Source organism: Pelagibius marinus (assembly GCF_014925385.1).
GTDB lineage: Bacteria > Pseudomonadota > Alphaproteobacteria > Kiloniellales > Kiloniellaceae > Pelagibius > Pelagibius marinus.
This window is the reverse complement of record NZ_JACSDK010000014.1, coordinates 70,198-88,791: the sequence shown is the minus strand read 5'-3', so window position 1 is coordinate 88,791 and position 18,594 is coordinate 70,198. Positions and strand designations below refer to the sequence as shown.

Sequence of the window (18,594 nt, the reverse complement as noted above, 5' to 3'; positions counted from 1 at the left end):
CCGCTGCGGGCCAGCACCGCCGGCACGCGAAGGCGCAACCCTGCACGGCCGCCGACGCGGGGAAATATTCTGGGGCCTGCCGACCGCAGAAAGCCGCAGAAACCGCACGAAAGGGGAATTTCAAGCAGCCTCCCGCCGTCGCCGAACCAACCCGGCTGGAACCCGTTCTCCGTGAAATCCGGCCCGCCGTCGTCGCCAAAGTCCGTAAAGGGGACGACGCTCATGTCGGTCGTATAGCCGAGTTCCTCAAGGATTCCGGGGGTAGCAGAGCCGATGCCGTAGCGGCCCGCCTTGTATGCCACGGGGCGAGTTCCGAACGCCCGCACGATGGCTTCGGTCAATTCCGCCAGCTTCGCTCTTTCGAGGGAGGGTGATAGATTTCCTGGATAGGAATTGGCAGCGTTGACGGTCTCCAGATAGGGCGGATTTACCCAGGGGTGCAAGTGAGCGCCGATCCGGCATTCGCCGCGGTCGGCAAAGGACTTCAGCACGGCTACAGCCGCCGGACTGGTGGCGACCGGGTAGTCGACGACGTAGGTCGGCACGATGCCATGGCGCCGAAAGATCTCCTGCGCTAGGCCCTGCGCCGCAACGGAGTGGACGCTCGTATTCTCCCGCCGATGGGGCAAGCGCCAGTCGAACTCCTCCTCGGTGTCGACCACGACCAGCAGAAGCGGGGCATGGCTTGGCGGCAGTTCGGCAGGCCCGCCCCTTGGGCCGTCCGACGTATCGAGAAAGCTGTCAGGTCTCATTGAATGGCAGCTCCTGGCCTTGCCGCGGCATAAATAGCAAACGGCCTCTCACCAATGGAAAGCGTAGTTCCCCGCCAATCACCTTGTCTTCTCAGATGAGCAGATCATGAGCACCTCGAGAGCCTTTCGGCCGGAGACACCGTAAAAAAACTTTACACCTCCGGCATCGAGGTAAGAGGACGCTCACCCATTTTGCCGCGTTTTCCGGCACATTTCACAATCGGCACGAAACCTGCGTAAAGATCATCGTAGCCTCTCGCGGGCCGTTTCGGGACTGGAGGACGCAGAAGTGGAGAACGCAGAAGTGTAAGTGCCTCTGCGCACCGCACAGTGTGATTGCCTTGATGCACATTCTTGGACAACCTGACATACACTGTAGAGCGTAGGGTGGTAACATAGCGCAGCAAAGCAGGACTGCTGAAATGGCTGACGAAGTCCGCTCTGACGTTGAGACCGGCGACCGCGGGCATGCCTGCACTTCCGCATCCGGGCCCGCACCTCAGGCCTCGACGGAACAACAGGCGCGCCGTGAAGCGAGGCGTCGCATTCTCGCTGGTGGCCTGGCTGGGGCGCCATTCGTGGTGACTCTCACCTCTCGCCCCGCCTTCGCGACCTATTGCTCCCCCTCGGCAACTACATCGGGCAATCCATCCAGAGCCGCACTGGCCATCTGTAGCGGGTTAACGCCAGAGTGGTGGTTCTCTCATCCGGATGACGTCGCCAACTGCGGAATTATCGTCGGCCCGTGCAATCCGCTTTATTACGATGGGGCAACCTGCTCCGACTATTCGGTTCCCACCACGACGGAGATACAACAATATCTTTCATCGAATGCGAGCACTCTTAGCCCCGACGAGAAGCGGGCCCTGAATGCTTACAAGGATTTGATAAATAACGAATATCCTAATAGTCCGCCTTTCGGCACACCGTTTTCCGACATCTTCGGCACAGGGCTCCTTAACGACGAATTCACGACAATAATGCAGTCCCTCGGCGCCGGAAACGGCTTGGATATGGCCGCGCAATGCTCTGCGGCCTATCTGAATGCCGTCAAGTTCGGCAAAGAGGAATACGGTATGACTCCCTCCGAAGTTGTTGCGTTCGTGCAGGCAGGGTGGCCGACCTACGATATGCAGGACATGCTCACGACGATGAATGGCCGCAGTTGATCCACATGGCCGCAACACTGCGTCCCATTGAAAACTTGGACACAACCAGCCTCTCCCAGAAGGCAGGCAACGAACGGGCTTGGCAGATCGACCGGAATCACCTCGGGCATTGGCAATGCTGGGATGGTGAAGTGGTCATCTATGACGACCTATCCGGCGATACTATGATGTTGGATGTTGTAATGTCGGGCGCTTTTCTCCGCCTTCTGGAGGCTCCGGCGACCCGCGCCGAATTGACCGATCATCTCGCCAAGCAGTTCGATCTTGATTCAGATCGACAGCTGGCCTGCTATACGGAACTCGTTCTGGAGAAATTCCGGCGATGCGGCCTGATTGAGCCGGTCCCCAACACGGCAACCCCGCCGCGCAGTGTCTGATCGAACTACCGAAACAACGACAGCTGCCTGATACCGTCTCTCGCGCCTGGCGCCCACTGGCGAAACATCTCCAAATTCCATAGTTTATGAAATCGATACCGGTGATCGCCGGGCCGGCGGATCTTCGTCTTGCGCCCGAAATCGTGGCGGCAGATCATATTGCGCAATTGGAAATCGTTGGCGGCTCGGCAGGGTGACAGCGTTGAATGGGGTTCACCTGTTCGGCATTGCAAAGATCCGGGGTACCGCTGAACGAGTATCGGCTGCGCGAGCGCTAAAACAGAGGCCTTGCTGTTTTCGAGGCCGGGAATGCTCAGTGACTCTTTCCTGCTGGCCCAAAGACGAACTGATCATGCGGCTTAAAGGGCCTGGCGTGAGCCTCAAAACCGGCCCCTTCATAAGCCGCATTCGAACGCGCCTGCCCGCAGTTATTGACGGGATAGCCCTTCTCTACGCGGACTATCCGGTCTCTGAGGCAGAGGGATTCGCCGACTTTCATCTTGCCCTGACGCAGCCTCCGGGCGCGAGACGCTGGTTCCGCCCGCAGGCCCTCTTCGAGTTTGACGGCGTTTCCTTGTTCAAGCCCCTGCCCTTGACACAGGCGCTACCTATGCTCGAGTGGGGATTGAACTGGTGCATCAGCAATCACGCGCACCACTTCCTCATCATCCACGCGGCCGCCATCGAGCGCGACGGTTGCGCCGTCATACTGCCGGGCCCGCCGGGCTCGGGAAAGAGCACCCTCACGGCCTTCCTTACCGGCAATGGCTGGCGGCTGCTGTCGGATGAGCTGGCGCTGCTGTCGCTCGACGACGGGCGCGTTACTCCCCTTGCCCGGCCGCTAGGCCTCAAGAACCAGTCCATCGACCTTATCGGCCGGCTTCTGCCCGGCGCCCGGATGAGCCCACCCTGCGCCGACACGACAAAAGGCACCGTCGCTCTGCTTCAAGCGCCGCAGGATAGTGTCTTCCGCAGTGACGAAACGGCTCACCCGGCCTGGATTATCTTCCCCCGGTTCATGCCCGGCGCAGAAGGCCAGCTCCAATCGCGCTCCAAGGCGCGCACTTTGATCGATGTCGGTCACAATGCCTTCAACTACAGCATTCACGGGAAGCGCGGCTTCGAACTGCTGTCCCACCTGGTGGACAGTTGCGATTGTTATGATTTCCGCTACAGCAGCATGGACCAGGCGTGTCGGACCTTTGACGCCCTCGCGCCGGGCGGCGCCGCTTTCAAGGCTGCCTCGGCGTGACACCGCCTCGCAACTCTCGTGCCCCAAGGGCGCTGTTGACACACATGCTGGGGAAACCGGAGCGAGTCACCAGCCTCCCCCTCGATCTCTGGGATCTTGCGATCCGACAGGCACGAGAGGCCGGCGTCCTGGCCCGGCTTTGCTTTCAGCTCGAAGATCTCGGCATCCTGGCGCAGCTACCCGAAAAGCCGCGTGAACATCTGGAGGCCGCAAGGACCCTCGCGTTAAAACATGCCCGCGATGTTCGCTGGGAGGTGACCTGCCTGCGCTCCGTGCTGGCGGAATCCGGAGTGCCGATCACCTTGCTGAAGGGCGCCGCCTATCTCCTGGCCGACCTGCCGCCCGCGCGTGGGCGCCTATTCGCCGACATCGACATCATGGTACCCCGGACACGACTGGAAGAAGTCGAGCGCCTCCTTCTGCATGCCGATTGGGTCCCTATGGTCAAAGACCTCTATGATCAGCGCTACTACCGACGCTGGACCCATCAGATCCCGCCCCTGCAGCATGTACTGCGCCACAGCGTTCTTGACGTCCACCATACCATCGTGCCGCCAACCGCCCACGCTCCTGTCTCGGCCGCGGTCCTGGCGTCCGAAAGCCTGCCCCTCGACGACGATGGGCAGCTGCATGTCCTGGCACCGGAAGACATGGTTCTGCACTCCGCGGTTCATCTCTTCAATGAGGGCGAATTCAATCGAGGGCTACGCGATCTCTTGGATCTTCACGACCTGCTGAGCCATTTTGGCCGCCGCCCGGCATTCTGGGATCGCCTGACAGGGCGCGCGGAGGCACTTGGCCTGACCGGGCCGCTGTTTCTTTGCTGCAGATACCTCGATCGCGTCCTCGGCGCGCCGCTGCCCGACCGAGCTGGGGAGGCGACGTTGCAGTGGCAGCCTTCGACATTGAAACGCACAACCTTCGACGCCCTGTTCGATCGCGCCCTGCTGCCGGACCATGAGAGCTGTAATGATCGATTGACCGGCGCCGCCCGCTGGCTCCTCTACGTGCGCGCCCACTATCTCCGCATGCCCCTTCATCTGCTGCTGCCGCATCTGGCACGCAAGAGCCTGCTGCGCCCCGCGGACGTACGGGAGGAGGAAGACCGCCGGCGCCGACAGACACGGATCGAGCAGCTCCTCCGGACGATGTCTCCCCCGAAGAACGAGACGGATCGCAGGCAAGCCATGCAACGCAGCGACCAGATCGGCATCGGTAGCGAAAGCTGACACAGTTCACGTAGGCTGAACGCGTCTATACTACTCAGGTTTCGTCAGTATGCCGGCCAACGATTGGCATCTGCGCCATTAGCATAATTCGGTTTTGCTGATGATTATTTTGATTGTTCGCGGATACGGCGCGGCTACGCCTGGTAAAGGCATTTCATGAAGTACACTGAATTTTTCAATCTCGGGGATTACCCCTTCAACCTCACGCCGGACCTCCGCTTTTATTATCGGAGCCAATCCCAGCGCCGTGCCTTGGCGTATCTGAGCTTTGGGCTGAGCAAGGGCGAGGGCTTCGTTGTCATAACCGGCGAGATTGGGGCCGGGAAGACCGTCTTCATCGACTACTTCCTCAGTCAGCTGCCGCAAAACGACGTCGTGACGGCAACCATTACAAGCACGCAGTTCGAAGCCGACAGCTTCCTGCGCATGGTCGCTTCTGCGTTCGGCCTGCAGCAAGCGAATGCCGACAAAGCCACGGTGTTCCGGCACCTGGAGGAATTCCTCCGGGACACTCACCGCCGCGGCGTCCGGGCCATTCTGATAATCGACGAGGCGCAGGGATTGCCGGTATCGGCCCTGGAGGAACTGCGCATGCTCTCGAACGTCTACCACCGGGGCCGGCCCATGCTTCAGGTCTTTCTCGTCGGTCAGCCGGAGTTCCGCCGCAATCTGGCCGGACGCGGCCTGGAGCAACTGCGCCAGCGCATCGTCGCCATCCACCACCTGACGCCTCTCAAGGACTCCGAGACGCGCGAATACATCCTGTTCCGCCTGACCACCGCAGGTTGGGCAGATGATCCCGCAATTGCTGCCGAGTGCTTCCCGCTCATTCATCAGGAGGCGCGAGGCGTCCCTCGACTTGTAAACAATCTATGCGACCGCCTCTTGTGGCATGCCTTCATTGAGGAAAAGCACGCTATCACGGTCGAGGATGTGGAAATGGTTATCGGCGACATGCGCCTCGATGCGAGCGGACTGACGCTGGACGGCGAACCATCCCCCGAGATCGACCTGGGAGTCGAACCCGAAGAGGCGGACCAGTTGGAAGAGGCTCACCGCAGGGACTCCGCCTCGGCCGGAACGGACCGCGTCGTCGGCTTTCACGCGTCTCACGGTAAGGATAACTAGCGTGGGGTGGTGCCCCCCGCGAACGCACCGCAGGCAGAGACAGGTCATTTCTTTGACGACTGGTGAGAACCGCCTGGGCTCGCGGAAGACGTGGGAGAAGGGAAGATGAGCGTAAACAGCACCTCTGCCCATACCGGCGCGATGACCGTGGACGTGGAAGACTATTTCCAGGTGGCGGCACTTGCCGAGAAGGTCCGGCGCGCGGATTGGGACAGCTATCCCTGCCGCGTGGAACGCAACGTCGATCGCATCCTGGCGATGTTCGCCGAGCGACGGGTGCGCGCGACGTTCTTTACGCTTGGTTGGATTGCGGAACGCTACCCCTTGCTCATCCGACGGATCGTTGGCGCAGGACACGAGCTCGCCAGCCATGGCTACGAGCATGTCAAAATCCACAATCAGGCCCCGGACGCCTTTCGCCTGGATATCCGCCGCACCAAGGCAATTCTCGAGCAGATCAGCGGTCAGCGGGTCAGAGGCTATCGCGCCGCGAGCTTCTCCATTGACCAGCGGACGCTCTGGGCTTTCGACGTCCTGGCCGAAGAGGGCTACGACTACAGCTCCAGCGTATATCCCATCAGACACGATCACTATGGAATGCCCGACGCCTCGCGCTTCGCATTCCACCCGAGCGATCGCCATCGCATTATCGAAATCCCGATCTCCACGCTGCGCCTGTTCGATCGCAATCTGCCGAGTGGTGGTGGCGGCTATTTCCGGCTCCTTCCCTATGGCGTGTCCCGCTGGGCCCTGCGCCGCATCGGCGAGCAAGACGGGCAGCCCACGGTGTTCTTTTTCCACCCCTGGGAGATCGATCCCGAGCAACCGCGCATAGCAGGCCTCTCCCTGCGCTCGCGGTTTCGCCACTACGTGCACCTGGGCGCGATGGAGGAGCGCCTGCGCGCTGTCTTGAGGGACTTCTCCTGGGACCGCATCGACCGGCTCTTTCTATCCAAGGAACTTGGCGAAGAATGCCCCGCGACTTCACCGACAGCGTCCAGGTCAATTGCCTAGACGGCACCGATCCCGCGTGGGACCGCTTTGTCGAAGGCCGGCCGGAAGCTACGTTCTTTCATCTCTCCGCCTGGAAAGCGGTGATTGAGGAAAGCTTCGGACATAAGTGCCACTACCTTGTCGCGCGCCAGGCGGGCGAAATCGTCGGGATCCTGCCCCTGACGCACGTGCGCGGCCGGTTGTTCGGCAACAGCCTGCTTTCAAACGCTTTTGGCGTTTACGGCGGGCCCCTTGTCGCGACACCCGCCGCCCTGGCGGCCTTGGACGACGCTGCGCTGACGCTGGCCCAGGACCTCCGAGCAGAACGGATCGAGTACCGCCTGCGAGAACCGCAACACCCGGACTGGCCGACCAATCGGACGACCTATGTCACCTTCCGAAAGGCGATCGAGCCAGACCCCGCGAGGGCGATGGCGGCCATTCCGCGCAAGCAGCGTGCCATGGTCCGTAAGGGCATCAAGGAAGGCTTGGTTGGCGAGATCGACACCGATGTGAGCAGGTTCTATCCGCTTTATGCCGAGAGTCTGCGCAACCTCGGCACGCCTGTCCTCGGGCGGCGCTATTTCGAATGCTTGAAAACCATCTTCCGAGACGCCAGCGAGGTCGTCACCATAACTTTGGGAGGGCGGCCGCTCGCCAGCGTTCTCTCCTTCTTCTTCCGCGACGAAGTGCTGCCGTATTATGGCGGCGGCTGCAAGGCAGCGAGGAACCATGCCGCCAATGATTTCATGTATTGGGTGGTGATGAGCCGCGCCTGTGAGGCGAGGTTGGGTGTTTTCGACTTCGGCCGCAGCAAGGTCGGAACCGGCTCTTATGCCTTCAAAAAGCATTGGGGGTTCGATCCGCGTCCCCTGCACTATGAGCACCGGCTGCTTCGTCTCAATGATGTTCCCGACATCACCCCCCTTAACCCACGATATGGCCTGATGATCGCTGCATGGCGGCGCCTGCCATTGGTCGTTGCCAATACCATCGGACCCTACATTGCGCAGGAACTGGCGTAATGGCGTCTGTCCCGCAGTCGGAACACGCAGACGAGCTGGAAGTTGCCGACGATGCTGAGGCTTGTCCTCGCGGGCAGACCAGACCTGAAGCTGAGCGGCGCTCCGAAGGAAGGGAAGCCACCCTGCGTCGACCGCCGTCCCACCCGGCGGGACCACGAGCGGGCATTGAGACTCCCTGGGCCCGCAGCCTCATAATCTTCGGAGCGGCCTCCATAGGACTGTTCTTTGCGTTTCGACAAGAGATCGCCGCCGCAATTGCAGTGTGGTCGAGCTCCGCAACCTTCGGTCACGCTTTTTTCATTGCTCCTATCAGCCTTTTGCTTCTCTTCGGCCAGCGCCATCGCCTGGCGCTGCTGCAGCCGGCGCCAACTCCATGGGCTGCCGTGCCGATTGTCCTCCTCACGCTGCTATGGGCATTCGGCGCGCTGGCAAATATCATGGTCGTAAAGCAGTTCGCTTTCGTGGGACTTTGGCAGTCCCTGTTCCTGCTGGTTCTGGGTTGGCCGATCACACGGCTAGCGCTCTTTCCCCTCTTCTACCTGTATTTCGCGGTGCCCTTCGGTTCATCGGCCATCCCCGCGCTCCAGGATGTGACGGCACAAATCGTCGTCCACCTTCTGCGGCTCTCGGGCATACCGGTGTTCCTCGACGGCTACTTGATCCAAATTCCCTCGGGAAGCTTCGTGATTGCCGAGGCCTGCTCCGGCGTGCGCTATCTCATGGTCAGCGTCGCTCTCGGCGCCCTGGTAGCCCATCTTCTCTTCAGATCGTGGGCACGACGGATCGCTATTCTTGGGTTGTCTCTCGCCGTGCCGATAGTGGCCAACGGCCTTCGCGCCTACGGGATCGTGATGCTCGCCCACCTCAGCGATTATCGGATTGCCGTAGACATCGACCATGTCTTCTACGGCTTTCTCTTCCTGGGTGTCGTGACTCTCAGCCTACTGGGCATCGCTGTGCTTTTGCGCGACCGCGTAGACCGGACGGCGCCAGCAACACTCGACGCCCAGGATCCGGGCCAGCGACAGCGGGACAACATGGCGCGCCGCCCCCTCGCGACTTCGCTTTTGGGGAGCGGTTTGACGTTGGTGGTCATCCTTCTCGCGCAGGCCTGGACGGCTGCAGCTAAGGAGCCGCCGGCCGGGCCGCTTCCAGATCTCCTTCTGCCGCAGGTTGCGGCTCCCTGGCTGGCGGCCGCAGGCGACGAAACCGGATGGACGCCTCGCTTCCACGGCAATGACCTGGCTCTCAAGGGCAGCTATGCCCTGGGCGGCAAGACGGTCGATCTCCATGTCGCCTATTTCAGCCATCAGCGCGAGGGAGCCGAAGCGGTTAGTGATGTGCATGCGCTTGGCGGCTCCGGCAAAGAATGGCACGCGCTGGAGATCAGGAACGCCGTGACCCGGATTGCCGGACGGGAGCATCCTCACACCCGCATGCTCCTCGCCAGCCGCAATGAAAGCTATATCGTATGGTACTGGTATCGCATTGGCGGGCAGAACACGAACTCGCCTTTCCTCGGCAAGCTACTGGAGTTCAAGGCGTTGGTCTCCGGCGGCGACCAGAGCGCCGCCGTTATTGCCATCGCTTCCAGAGTGACGGAGGATGCACAACAGGCAAATGCGCTTATCCGGGATTTTATGAACCAAGCCCTAAATAGCGACGGCTCCCTGATGCAGATCGGGACCTCGCGAACAGGCGCCGGGACAACCGCTTCGCCATGACAGCCGGGAGTGTCTCACGCCTCACCCTCCTTACGAGTTCCTTTGCACTGGGATATAGCGGGAATGTGCGGCCTTGTAGGACTCTTCAATAGCGTTGCAACCCGGTCGATCGACCGGAGTCTGCTGCAGACGATGACCGACAGCCTCGCGCATCGGGGACCGGACGGGAGCGGTTTCTACGTGCATGACGGCATCGGGCTCGGCCACCGTCGCCTGTCAATCATTGACCTCGCTGGCGGCCAACAGCCCATGCACAACGAAGACGACACCGTTTCTGTCGTCTACAACGGCGAGATATACAATTTTAGAGAGTTGGCGAAGTCGCTGCGCAACCGCGGCCATCGGTTCCGCAGCTTGTGCGACACCGAGGTAATTGTACATGCCTGGGAGGAATGGGGCGTGGACTGCGTCAAACGGTTCCGCGGCATGTTCGCCTTTGCCCTCTGGGACAGTAACACGGAAACCCTGTTCCTTGCCCGGGATCGTCTGGGAATAAAGCCTCTGTACTATGCAGTCCTGCCGGACGGGCAGCTAGTCTTCGGCTCGGAGTTGAAGGCGCTGCTCTGTCACCCGGCCCTCACGCGGGGCTTCGACGTCCAGGCTATCGAGGACTACTTCGCGTTCGGCTACATTCCGGACCCGAAGACGATCTATTCCAGTGTGCGCAAGCTGCCGCCGGCTCATACCCTGGTCTGGCAAAGGGGAGCGCCGTCACCTTCGTTGAAGCAATACTGGGAGATCTTCTTCCAGGCGAACACACAGCTGCGCGAGGCGGATGCCTGTGCCGAGTTGCGCGAGCGAATGGGCGAGGCCGTCAAAATCCGCCTCATGGCGGACGTGCCGCTTGGCGCGTTTTTGTCCGGCGGTGTCGATTCCAGCAGCGTCGTCAGCATGATGGCGCGCCATTCGGCGGGTCGCGTGAACACATGTTCGATCGGCTTCGATGTGCCAGAATTCAACGAAGCTGACTATGCCGAAACAGTGGCTCGGCACCTGAACACCGATCACCGTGTTCGGAAAGTATCCACCGACGCTTTCGATCTGATAGAGCGCATGTCGACGTTCTACGACGAGCCGTTCGCCGACAGTTCGTCAATGCCGACCTATCAGGTCTGCCGCCTCGCGCGCGAGAAGGTGACGGTGGCGCTTTCCGGCGACGGCGGTGACGAAGCCTTTGCCGGCTACCGCCGTTACCGTTGGCATCATTATGAGGAACTGGTACGCGGCAGCCTCCCCCGATCCCTGCGGCAGCCGCTCTTCGCGCTGCTTGGCCAGGTGTATCCTAAACTCGACTGGGCGCCACGGGCACTGCGCGCCAAGTCGACCCTGCAGGCGCTGGCCCGAGACAGCGTTGATGCGTACTTCCACAGCGTATCGATCTTGGACCGCCGTCTCCGCCGCAAGCTTTTCTCCGCGCGCATGCTTCGCGATCTTCAAGGTTATGACGCCCGTGACGTCCTTGCGGACGTGCTCCGGGACGCACCGGTTGAGCATCACCTGGATCATGTTCAGTACGCGGACCTGAAGACTTACCTGCCGGGAGACATCCTGACGAAGGTCGATCGCGCCAGCATGGCGACTTCCCTTGAAGTGCGCGTGCCCCTGCTTGACCACGAACTCCTGGAATGGGCGGCTACATTGCCGCCCACCTTCCGACTTCGGGCGCGGGAGGGAAAGTACCTGCTGAAAAAAGCCATGGAAGACCAGCTGCCCCGGGAGGTTCTCTATCGCGAGAAAATGGGCTTCTGCATTCCCTTAACCCGCTGGTTCCGTGGGCCGCTACAGGCGGTAATTCGCCAACGGCTGCTTGATGGCATGCTGCAAGAAGTCGACTTGTTCGACATGGGCTTCGTGAAGCGCCTCCTGGACGAACACGCCAGCGGAGTCAGCGACCACAGTGCCGCGATCTGGGCACTGCTCATGTTCGAATCGTTCCTCGGCAATGTAAACATGAAGACGGCAGCGCACCAGAACGGACAGCGCGCTGCCGGCTCGTGACGAAAGCCCGGAGCGAATCCCCATCCCGCAACGCTCTCCTGGAGAAACAGGAATGGACAGCAGCGAAAGAATCGCAGTGGTCGGCCTGGGCTACGTCGGACTGCCCCTGGCGATCGCACTCGCCGCTCACTTTGAAGACGTGGTGGGCTTCGACGTCAGCCGGAAGCGCGTCGAGTGCCTGGCGCGGGGCGAAGACTGGACGGGAGAAGTTGATACCGAGGTGCTCCGTGCCTCGCGGCTCAAAGTCTCGGCCGACCCGGCGAGCTTACGCAATCGCACCTTCTACGCGGTCACCGTCCCCACCCCTGTTGACAGCAACCATCGACCGGACCTCGGCGCCGTCGAAGCAGCTTGCCGGACAATCGCCGCACATATGACACCCGGTGCCATCGTTTCGCTGGAGTCGACCGTATATCCGGGCGTGACGGAGGAAGTCTGCGGGCCGCTGCTCAGCGAGGTTTCCGGCCTCGTAGCCGGTGAGGATTTCAAGCTTGCCTATTCACCGGAGCGCATCAATCCCGGCGACCACGAACACGTACTGGAGCGGATCGTGAAGGTCGTGTCGGCACAAGATGCTGAATCGCTCGACCGGGTCGCCACGATCTATGGTTCGGTAACCAGTGCCGGCGTGTATCGCGCCTCATCCATTAAGGTCGCCGAAGCGGCAAAGGTGATCGAGAACACGCAACGCGACCTGAACATCGCCTTGATGAACGAGTTTGCCATCATTTTCGATCGCATGGCCATTCCGACACGGGACGTCCTAGCCGCCGCCGCCACGAAATGGAATTTCCTGTCTTTCTCTCCGGGTCTTGTCGGGGGTCACTGCATTGGCATTGATCCGTACTATCTAACGGCCAAGGCAGAGGAGGTCGGCTATAACCCGGAAGTGATCCTTTCCGGCCGACGCATCAACGACGGCATGGGCGCCTTCGTCGCTGGGCGCGTGGTCAAGATGTTAGGCCAGAGGGGCCGGCTGAGCGGATCGGCGAAGGTTGGGATCCTCGGCCTGACCTTCAAGGAAAACGTGCGCGACCTGCGCAACAGCCGTGTTCCCGATATTGTGAAGGAGCTGCGTGAGTACGGCATTGAAGCACTCGTGCATGATCCGATGGTCGATCCGGCGCAAGCCGAAGCTGAGTTTGGGATAAAGCTTGCCGATGCCTGCGACCTGATGAACCTGCACGCGCTGGTGCTCTGCGTCCCACACCGGTCAATCATGATGGGAATGACGCCCTGCCTGACCGACCGCCTGGTGGAGGGCGGCATCCTTGTCGATGTCAAGTCGGCGCTCGAACCTGCGACCTTGCCCCCGTCTATCCACTATTGGAGCCTGTAGCGGTGCACCGCTTGCGCAGTTCGGAACCAGGGGGAGGCTGCAGCCATGATCTACACAGTCACAAAGACTCTGGTATTGCCGCCTTCCAGCTTTTTCATTCTTTTCCTTCTGGGGCTGCTAATAAGGAAATGGCGGCGCACTGCAGGTCGGGTATTTCTGTGGGGTTTGCTCACGGTGGTCTACCTCAGCACCACTCCTTTCGTTGCCGGCGAGCTCATGGCCCCTCTACAACCCTATCCGGCGGTCGATCTACAGCATCCTGACGCCGACATCGGCGCCGTTGTGGTGCTCGGCGCCGGAATTTACTTCGGCGCGCCTGAGTACACTCTGGCCGGGGCAGGCGACGCGCCCGGCATCACCGCCGATGGCCTCACTTTGCAGCGCTTGCAATACGCCGCCTTCCTGGCGAGGCGCACGGGCACCCCTATCCTGGTCACCGGTGGCTCTTCCGGTGCCGCGCCGCAGTATACCGTGGCCGACGTGATGAAGACGACGCTGCAGCGCGACTTCGGGGTGGAGAGCCGTTGGATCGAGAGGGCGTCGCAGTCGACGCTATCCAATGCCCGCCTCTCCGCGACGCTGCTTCGAGACGCGGGCATCCGCCGGTTCTATCTGGTGACGCACGCCTGGCACATGCCGCGCGCCATGGCTTCGTTCGAGGGCCTGGGCGTCGAGCCCGTTCCGGCACCCACCCGGTTCATTTCCCGGTCGACGTTGTTCTGGCGCGACTTTATACCGTCGGCCGGCGCCTTCCACACGACCTATTTTGCTATGCACGAGTGGCTGGGTTTGTCGTGGTACTGGCTGCGCCGCCAGGGTCATCTCGGCCCGGATTGAGGTACAGGGGCGGAGCGGCGATTCCGGACCGGCCCTAGAAGCCGTGACTGGCGAACCACAGTTCCAGCATCATGAGGTCCCACACCAGGCCGTCGTACGGCGTTCGCGCAGGCCGCGCGTGTTGCCTCCTTACCTCGTCTATGAAGCCGCCGCTGATAATATGGCGCCCGCGCAAGCTGCCTAGACTGTCGTAGGCAAGCTCACGAAGTCGAGGATCGTCCCGCGTCCACTCGTAGAACGGCATTCCGAAGCCGTGCTTTTTCTTCGCGATCACCTCTTGCGGCAGAAGATGCCGGAAGGTGTCCTTGTAAAACGCCCTGAGGCGCCCGTCCTTCAGAAGCAGCTCCGGCGGAATGGTGGCGCAGAAGGCGACAAGATCGTCGTCGAGAAAAGGAAAAGCGACATCTATACCGGCGAGATCACACATACCGGTCACCTTCTTCAGGTCCGCGTCCGCGAGCGCATACTTGAGATCCAGATGCATCATTCGCAGCAAGGGGTCCTCTGCGGCGGCCCCCAAGTAGGCCTGACGCAGTTCCCGCCAGGGTGCGTCAAGGTCAAGCGCGGGGAGTATCTGCGGATCGAATACCTCCGCCATGCGGCCGGGCTGGTAGAAGTTGTAGGCCTCAAGGCGCTCCGGAAGAGGCATCTCCGCGCGCAGAATATGCTGCTGCGCTCTCCTGCAAAGCCTCGTGCTGCACAGCAATGGCAGATGGAAAATCACCGACTTCAACGCGATGCGCAGAGGCTTCGGCAGGCGTTGATAGCGGCCCTGCTTCAACTGCTCAAGATAGCGGGAGTTGCCGGCCAAGATCTCGTCGCCGCCGTCGCCGGCAAGCAGCCTTGTCATGCCTGCCTCCCGCGCTTGGACGGCACAGAAATAGGCCGGCAGGGCCGAAGAGTTGCCGAAGGGCTCGTCGTAGTAGGCAGCTATCTTCGGCGCCATCATGGCGGTCGCTTCCGCGGTCAGATAGTAGCGATGGTCACGCGCGCCGAAGCGGCGGGCGGTCGCACCGGCGTAGTACATCTCATCGTAGGGTGCTTCCTCGAAGCCGATGGTGAAGGTCTCCACCGGCCCCGGCGTCACCTCACTCAGCATGCCGGTGACCGTAGAGCTGTCGAGGCCGCCGCTGAGAAAAGCTCCCGTAACCGCCACCTCGTCGCAGGATACGGCCCCGTGCACCGCGCGGCGCACCTGCGCCACCAGCTCGTCACCAAACTGCGTCGGGCTCTTCCGCCTATCGGGTACGAAGGGCATCTGCCAGTAGCTGGCCACCCGGCTCCGCCCGTCCTGCCACAGAAGATATTGCGCCGGCTCCAGCTTTCGCTGCGCTTCGTAGATGGTGCGCGGAGAACGGCAAACGAAGGCGTGGAGATAGCCGTAGACTGCCTGCAGCGACACACTGGACTCGACTTTCGGATGGGCGCGCACCATATCGGCGGTGGTGCCGAACACCAGCCCCTCCGTCGCTACGGCGGCATAGTAGAGACGATGGATGCCCATCCGATCTATGGCGAGCAATACCCTGCGTCGCTGCCGGTCGAGGATGGCAAAGGCGAATGCTCCCGTGATGCTGTCAAAAAGCTTCAGGCCGTGCTCGAGGTAGGCGCGCCGCAATGCCCAGGCCGCACCCTTCTTCTGCTGCTCCTTGATCAAGGCGGCATCACGCCAGTCGACCGTGCCGACGATGACTACCCAGGGGTCCTCTGCGGTGCAGAGATCAGCCTGCGGCGCGGCTGTCGTTACCCAGGCAGCGGCGGGCCCACTGGCAACCCGACCTTCCTTCAGCCGTCGGCCACGGAAGGCAGCAGACATGGTGTCCAACATTGCCTGGGGTGGACGGTCGCTGTCGCTCAGGGCCAGCCAGCCGCAAAAAGCGCTCATGGTCGCACTATACCAGAACTTCGATGGCGGTCGGGTGGCTGAGAAAGGCGCTCGGGCTGGCAGTCCGGCCGTAGGCGCCGGACTGGAAAATCACCACGAGGTCATCCACCTCCGCGGCCGGCAACTCGCAGCGATCGCCCAGAAGGTCAAGCGGCGTGCAGAGACAACCGACCACGGACGCGACCTCGGTCGGCACGGCGTCGAACTTGTTGCCGATCGCCACGGGGTAGTTGCGCCGGATCACTTGGCCGAAGTTGCCCGAAGCCGCGAGTTGATGATGCAGTCCCCCGTCGGTCACCAGGAAAATCTGGCCTCGCGATTCCTTGCGATCGACAACGCGCGAGACGTAGACGCCGGCTTCTCCGACAATATAGCGACCCAGCTCCACCACCACCTCGGCCTGCGGCTGCCGCTCAGAAACCCGCTCGGCGAGCAGATGCAGGTTTTCGCCAACCTGCCGGATATCCAACGGCTCGTCCTTTGGAAAATACGGGATACCGAAACCGCCGCCGATATTCAGGTAGCGCAGCGGCCGCCTTGCCTGCTCTGCAAAACCGAGCACGAGCTCCACGCTCTGCCTTTGAACGTCGCAGATGATGTCGGACCGCAGGATTTGCGAACCGGCGAAGATATGAAATCCCTCGAACTGCAGGCCGGCACTGGTGATTTGACCGAGTAGTTCTGGCACGCGCTCCTGGTCGACGCCGAACTGCTGCGGGCCACCGCCCATGCGCATGCCTGCTCCCTTGAGGACGAAGTCCGGATTGATCCGCACCGCCACCCGCGCCGTATATCCGCTGTCCTCGGATAGCCTCGCTACGCGCCGCGCTTCGTTCTCCGACTCGATCTCGACGAGAATACCGGCGGCAATAGCCTGTCGAAGTTCGGAGTCGGTCTTGCCCGGTCCGGCAATGGCGACGGCGGCAGGATCCATCCCTGTGTCCAAGGCCGCAATCATCTCGCCGGCTGAGGCGACATCAAACCCATCCACCAGGGGCTTCAGGTGCTGGAGGACGGCCGGCATGGGGTTGGCCTTAACGGCGTAGTGGAGCCTCACGCCCACCGGCAGACAACCGCGCAGCAGCGCCACGCGCTCGTCCAGCAGCTGCCGATCGTAGGCAAAAAAAGGGGTTTGGCCTACGCGGTCCGCCAGGCGTGTCAGGCTCTGCCCACCAAGCTCGAGGCAGCCATTGCGCGCACGCCAATGCTTCATGGCTGGGTGCATGCCACGGCACCCTCGGGCAACGCCTGCTGCGGCATGAACACTCCGGCGAGCTCACGGGCCAGCGCCGGCCGATCGATCTTCCCATTGGGGTTGCGCGGCAATTGCGTTCGCTCCACTACAAGCGCCGGCAGCATGTACAAAGGCAGATTGCCGCGGCAGGCGGCCAGGATGGCGGCCTTAGAGAGCGGCCCGCCATCTTTGGGCCTGGCAACCACCGCAATGCCCTGTCCCAATTTCGGATGCGGCAGACCAAGGGCCACTGCCTCCTCCACGCAGCCGGTGGCATAGATGACCTCCTCGATCTCCGTCGCGCTTACACGGTAGCCCGACGTCTTGATCATTTCGTCACGCCGGCCAACGTAATAGAGAAAGCCCTCCTCGTCCTGCCGGACGATGTCGCCGGACCAAACCGCCAGTTCCTCGCACGGCAACTCCGCCGGGCGCCCCGGCACAGACCGGAAGCGCTCAGCCGTGGCTACCGGATCGTTCCAATAGCCTAGCGACACCAGGGCGCCCCGGTGCACGAGTTCGCCCTCTTCCCCCGGCCCGCAGAGGTCACCCTGGGCGTTCACCACCAGAACCTCTGCGTTGGGAATCGCCTTGCCGATGGAACCGGGCCGACGATCAACCTCCGCCGGATCGAGATAGGTAGAGCGGAACGCTTCTGTCAGGCCGTACATCAGGTACGGCTTGGCGTAAGGAAAGATTTCGCGCAACCGCTGCAGCAGGGGCAAGGGCATGTGGCCGCCCGTGTTCGCGAAGTACCTGAGGGAACGACCTGCGTCGTCGGACCAGTCCAGCTCGCTCAGCTGAAACCAAAGCGGCGGCACCCCGGTGAGGCCGGTGACTTCCTCGCGGGCACAGACGCGCATCAGGTCGCTCGCCACGAGGTAGTTCAGCAGGACCAGTCTGGCGCCTACGCAAAAGGCGGTGGTGACCTGGCTCAGGCCGGCATCGAAGCTGAGGGGCAGTGCGGAGAGAATGCAGTCGTGCGAGCTATTATTCAGGTACTGGCTCACGCTTTCGCCGCCAACCACCAGGTTGCGATGCGACAGAACGACGCCCTTCGGCCGGCCGGTGCTTCCTGAGGTATAGAGGATCGCCGCCATGTCGAGATCGATCATCCGCGGATGGCGCCGAGAGAGGGGCGCCGCCTTCAGCGCCCCCCATGGCACCACCGTCGGGTTGTCCGCCCGCCCCTGTTCCTCGTCTCCCTGCGCGTCGACTAGCACCACGTATTCGAGGCTTCGGCACTCGTGGCCGTGAAGGTCGAGAACCCGCAGGCGCTCGCGGGAGGTGATGAGGACGCGCACGGCGCAGTCGGTGAGAATGTGATGCACCTGCGGCGGGCGCAACACCGGGTTGATCGGCACAAAGACCGCTCCGGCAAGGGACGCACCAAAGAACGCCGTTATGGTCTCGACACGCTTTTCCAGCCAGATGCCAACCCGCTCACCTCGGGCGACGCCTAGTTGCCCCAATCCTGCCGCATGACTCTCGACCTCGCCCCAGAGCTCTTCATAGGAAACGCTGTCTTCCTTCAAGGCCAAGGCTGTCGCCTGCGGCCATCGTCTTGCGCCACGCAAAAGAAAGTCGTGAAGGACCTGGATCATCGGACCTGCCGCATTCGCAACTGATTTCGCAAAGCATGACAATGACAC

The 18,594-nt window shown here is 61.9% G+C and carries 14 protein-coding genes; 11 read left to right on the top strand and 3 right to left on the bottom strand.

Annotated features, from left to right (window positions below):
• Window positions 1–1,174: 1,174 nt before the first annotated feature.
• The 11 genes from H7X47_RS16435 to H7X47_RS16385 all read left to right on the top strand — a co-directional run bounded on the left by H7X47_RS16435 (window position 1,175) and on the right by H7X47_RS16385 (window position 13,823).
• The gene (locus H7X47_RS16435; RefSeq protein WP_193369808.1) at window positions 1,175–1,921 is read left to right on the top strand and encodes a hypothetical protein; all 747 of its coding nucleotides are present in this window, start codon (window positions 1,175–1,177) and stop codon (window positions 1,919–1,921) included.
• A gap of 5 nt (window positions 1,922–1,926) precedes the next feature.
• Window positions 1,927–2,298: an HPr-rel-A system PqqD family peptide chaperone gene (locus H7X47_RS16430; protein ID WP_193369807.1), complete on the top strand. Its 372-nt coding sequence runs from the start codon at window positions 1,927–1,929 to the stop codon at window positions 2,296–2,298.
• Between the two features lie 373 nt (window positions 2,299–2,671).
• Window positions 2,672–3,550 (top strand): HprK-related kinase A, encoded by an 879-nt coding sequence (locus H7X47_RS16425; protein WP_319633621.1) that lies wholly within the window; start codon window positions 2,672–2,674, stop codon window positions 3,548–3,550.
• A gap of 44 nt (window positions 3,551–3,594) precedes the next feature.
• On the top strand, window positions 3,595–4,779 hold the full coding sequence (locus H7X47_RS16420; protein ID WP_193370052.1) for a nucleotidyltransferase domain-containing protein: 1,185 nt from the start codon (window positions 3,595–3,597) through the stop codon (window positions 4,777–4,779).
• 156 nt (window positions 4,780–4,935) lie between these two features.
• Window positions 4,936–5,907, top strand: a complete 972-nt coding sequence (locus tag H7X47_RS16415; protein ID WP_193369806.1) for an XrtA/PEP-CTERM system-associated ATPase — start codon at window positions 4,936–4,938, stop codon at window positions 5,905–5,907.
• A 105-nt stretch (window positions 5,908–6,012) separates the two neighbouring features.
• The gene (locus H7X47_RS16410) at window positions 6,013–6,921 is read left to right on the top strand and encodes an XrtA system polysaccharide deacetylase (RefSeq protein WP_193369805.1); all 909 of its coding nucleotides are present in this window, start codon (window positions 6,013–6,015) and stop codon (window positions 6,919–6,921) included.
• Window positions 6,879–7,925 (top strand): FemAB family XrtA/PEP-CTERM system-associated protein, encoded by a 1,047-nt coding sequence (locus tag H7X47_RS16405; protein WP_193369804.1) that lies wholly within the window; start codon window positions 6,879–6,881, stop codon window positions 7,923–7,925. Before H7X47_RS16410 ends, H7X47_RS16405 begins: the two co-directional genes overlap by 43 nt.
• The gene (xrtA, locus tag H7X47_RS16400) at window positions 7,925–9,649 is read left to right on the top strand and encodes an exosortase A (protein ID WP_193369803.1); all 1,725 of its coding nucleotides are present in this window, start codon (window positions 7,925–7,927) and stop codon (window positions 9,647–9,649) included. Before H7X47_RS16405 ends, xrtA begins: the two co-directional genes overlap by 1 nt.
• 63 nt (window positions 9,650–9,712) lie before the next feature.
• Window positions 9,713–11,647 carry an XrtA/PEP-CTERM system amidotransferase gene (locus H7X47_RS16395; protein WP_193369802.1) on the top strand — a complete coding sequence of 645 codons (1,935 nt, stop codon included), beginning with the start codon at window positions 9,713–9,715 and terminating at the stop codon, window positions 11,645–11,647.
• Between the two features lie 52 nt (window positions 11,648–11,699).
• Window positions 11,700–12,986 (top strand): nucleotide sugar dehydrogenase, encoded by a 1,287-nt coding sequence (locus H7X47_RS16390; RefSeq protein ID WP_193369801.1) that lies wholly within the window; start codon window positions 11,700–11,702, stop codon window positions 12,984–12,986.
• Window positions 12,987–13,031: 45 nt separating this feature from the next.
• Complete coding sequence (locus H7X47_RS16385; protein WP_193369800.1) at window positions 13,032–13,823, top strand: YdcF family protein; 792 nt, start codon at window positions 13,032–13,034, stop codon at window positions 13,821–13,823.
• A gap of 34 nt (window positions 13,824–13,857) precedes the next feature.
• Here H7X47_RS16385 and H7X47_RS16380 read toward each other — a convergent pair whose 3' ends face one another.
• The 3 genes from H7X47_RS16380 to H7X47_RS16370 are packed head-to-tail and all read right to left on the bottom strand — an operon-like array spanning window position 13,858 to window position 18,546.
• Complete coding sequence (locus H7X47_RS16380; RefSeq protein ID WP_193369799.1) at window positions 13,858–15,708, bottom strand: asparagine synthetase B family protein; 1,851 nt, start codon at window positions 15,706–15,708, stop codon at window positions 13,858–13,860.
• A 7-nt stretch (window positions 15,709–15,715) separates the two neighbouring features.
• Complete coding sequence (locus H7X47_RS16375) at window positions 15,716–16,921, bottom strand: pyridoxal-dependent decarboxylase, exosortase A system-associated (RefSeq protein ID WP_193369798.1); 1,206 nt, start codon at window positions 16,919–16,921, stop codon at window positions 15,716–15,718.
• A complete protein-coding gene (locus H7X47_RS16370) occupies window positions 16,918–18,546 on the bottom strand; it encodes an acyl-CoA ligase (AMP-forming), exosortase A system-associated (RefSeq protein WP_193369797.1) in 1,629 nt (542 codons plus the stop codon). The genes H7X47_RS16375 and H7X47_RS16370 overlap by 4 nt, the downstream gene beginning before the upstream one ends.
• Window positions 18,547–18,594: the final 48 nt, after the last annotated feature.

Coding starts and splice junctions, on each gene's coding strand:
- H7X47_RS16435 (WP_193369808.1), top strand. CDS start 1,175: ATGGCTGACGAAGTCCGCTCTGACGTTGAGACCGGCGACCGCGGGCAT.
- H7X47_RS16395 (WP_193369802.1), top strand. CDS start 9,713: ATGTGCGGCCTTGTAGGACTCTTCAATAGCGTTGCAACCCGGTCGATC.
- H7X47_RS16375 (WP_193369798.1), bottom strand. CDS start 16,921: ATGAAGCATTGGCGTGCGCGCAATGGCTGCCTCGAGCTTGGTGGGCAG.
- H7X47_RS16420 (WP_193370052.1), top strand. CDS start 3,595: ATGCTGGGGAAACCGGAGCGAGTCACCAGCCTCCCCCTCGATCTCTGG.
- H7X47_RS16390 (WP_193369801.1), top strand. CDS start 11,700: ATGGACAGCAGCGAAAGAATCGCAGTGGTCGGCCTGGGCTACGTCGGA.
- H7X47_RS16415 (WP_193369806.1), top strand. CDS start 4,936: ATGAAGTACACTGAATTTTTCAATCTCGGGGATTACCCCTTCAACCTC.
- xrtA (WP_193369803.1), top strand. CDS start 7,925: ATGGCGTCTGTCCCGCAGTCGGAACACGCAGACGAGCTGGAAGTTGCC.
- H7X47_RS16385 (WP_193369800.1), top strand. CDS start 13,032: ATGATCTACACAGTCACAAAGACTCTGGTATTGCCGCCTTCCAGCTTT.
- H7X47_RS16410 (WP_193369805.1), top strand. CDS start 6,013: ATGAGCGTAAACAGCACCTCTGCCCATACCGGCGCGATGACCGTGGAC.
- H7X47_RS16370 (WP_193369797.1), bottom strand. CDS start 18,546: ATGATCCAGGTCCTTCACGACTTTCTTTTGCGTGGCGCAAGACGATGG.
- H7X47_RS16405 (WP_193369804.1), top strand. CDS start 6,879: ATGCCCCGCGACTTCACCGACAGCGTCCAGGTCAATTGCCTAGACGGC.
- H7X47_RS16430 (WP_193369807.1), top strand. CDS start 1,927: ATGGCCGCAACACTGCGTCCCATTGAAAACTTGGACACAACCAGCCTC.
- H7X47_RS16380 (WP_193369799.1), bottom strand. CDS start 15,708: ATGAGCGCTTTTTGCGGCTGGCTGGCCCTGAGCGACAGCGACCGTCCA.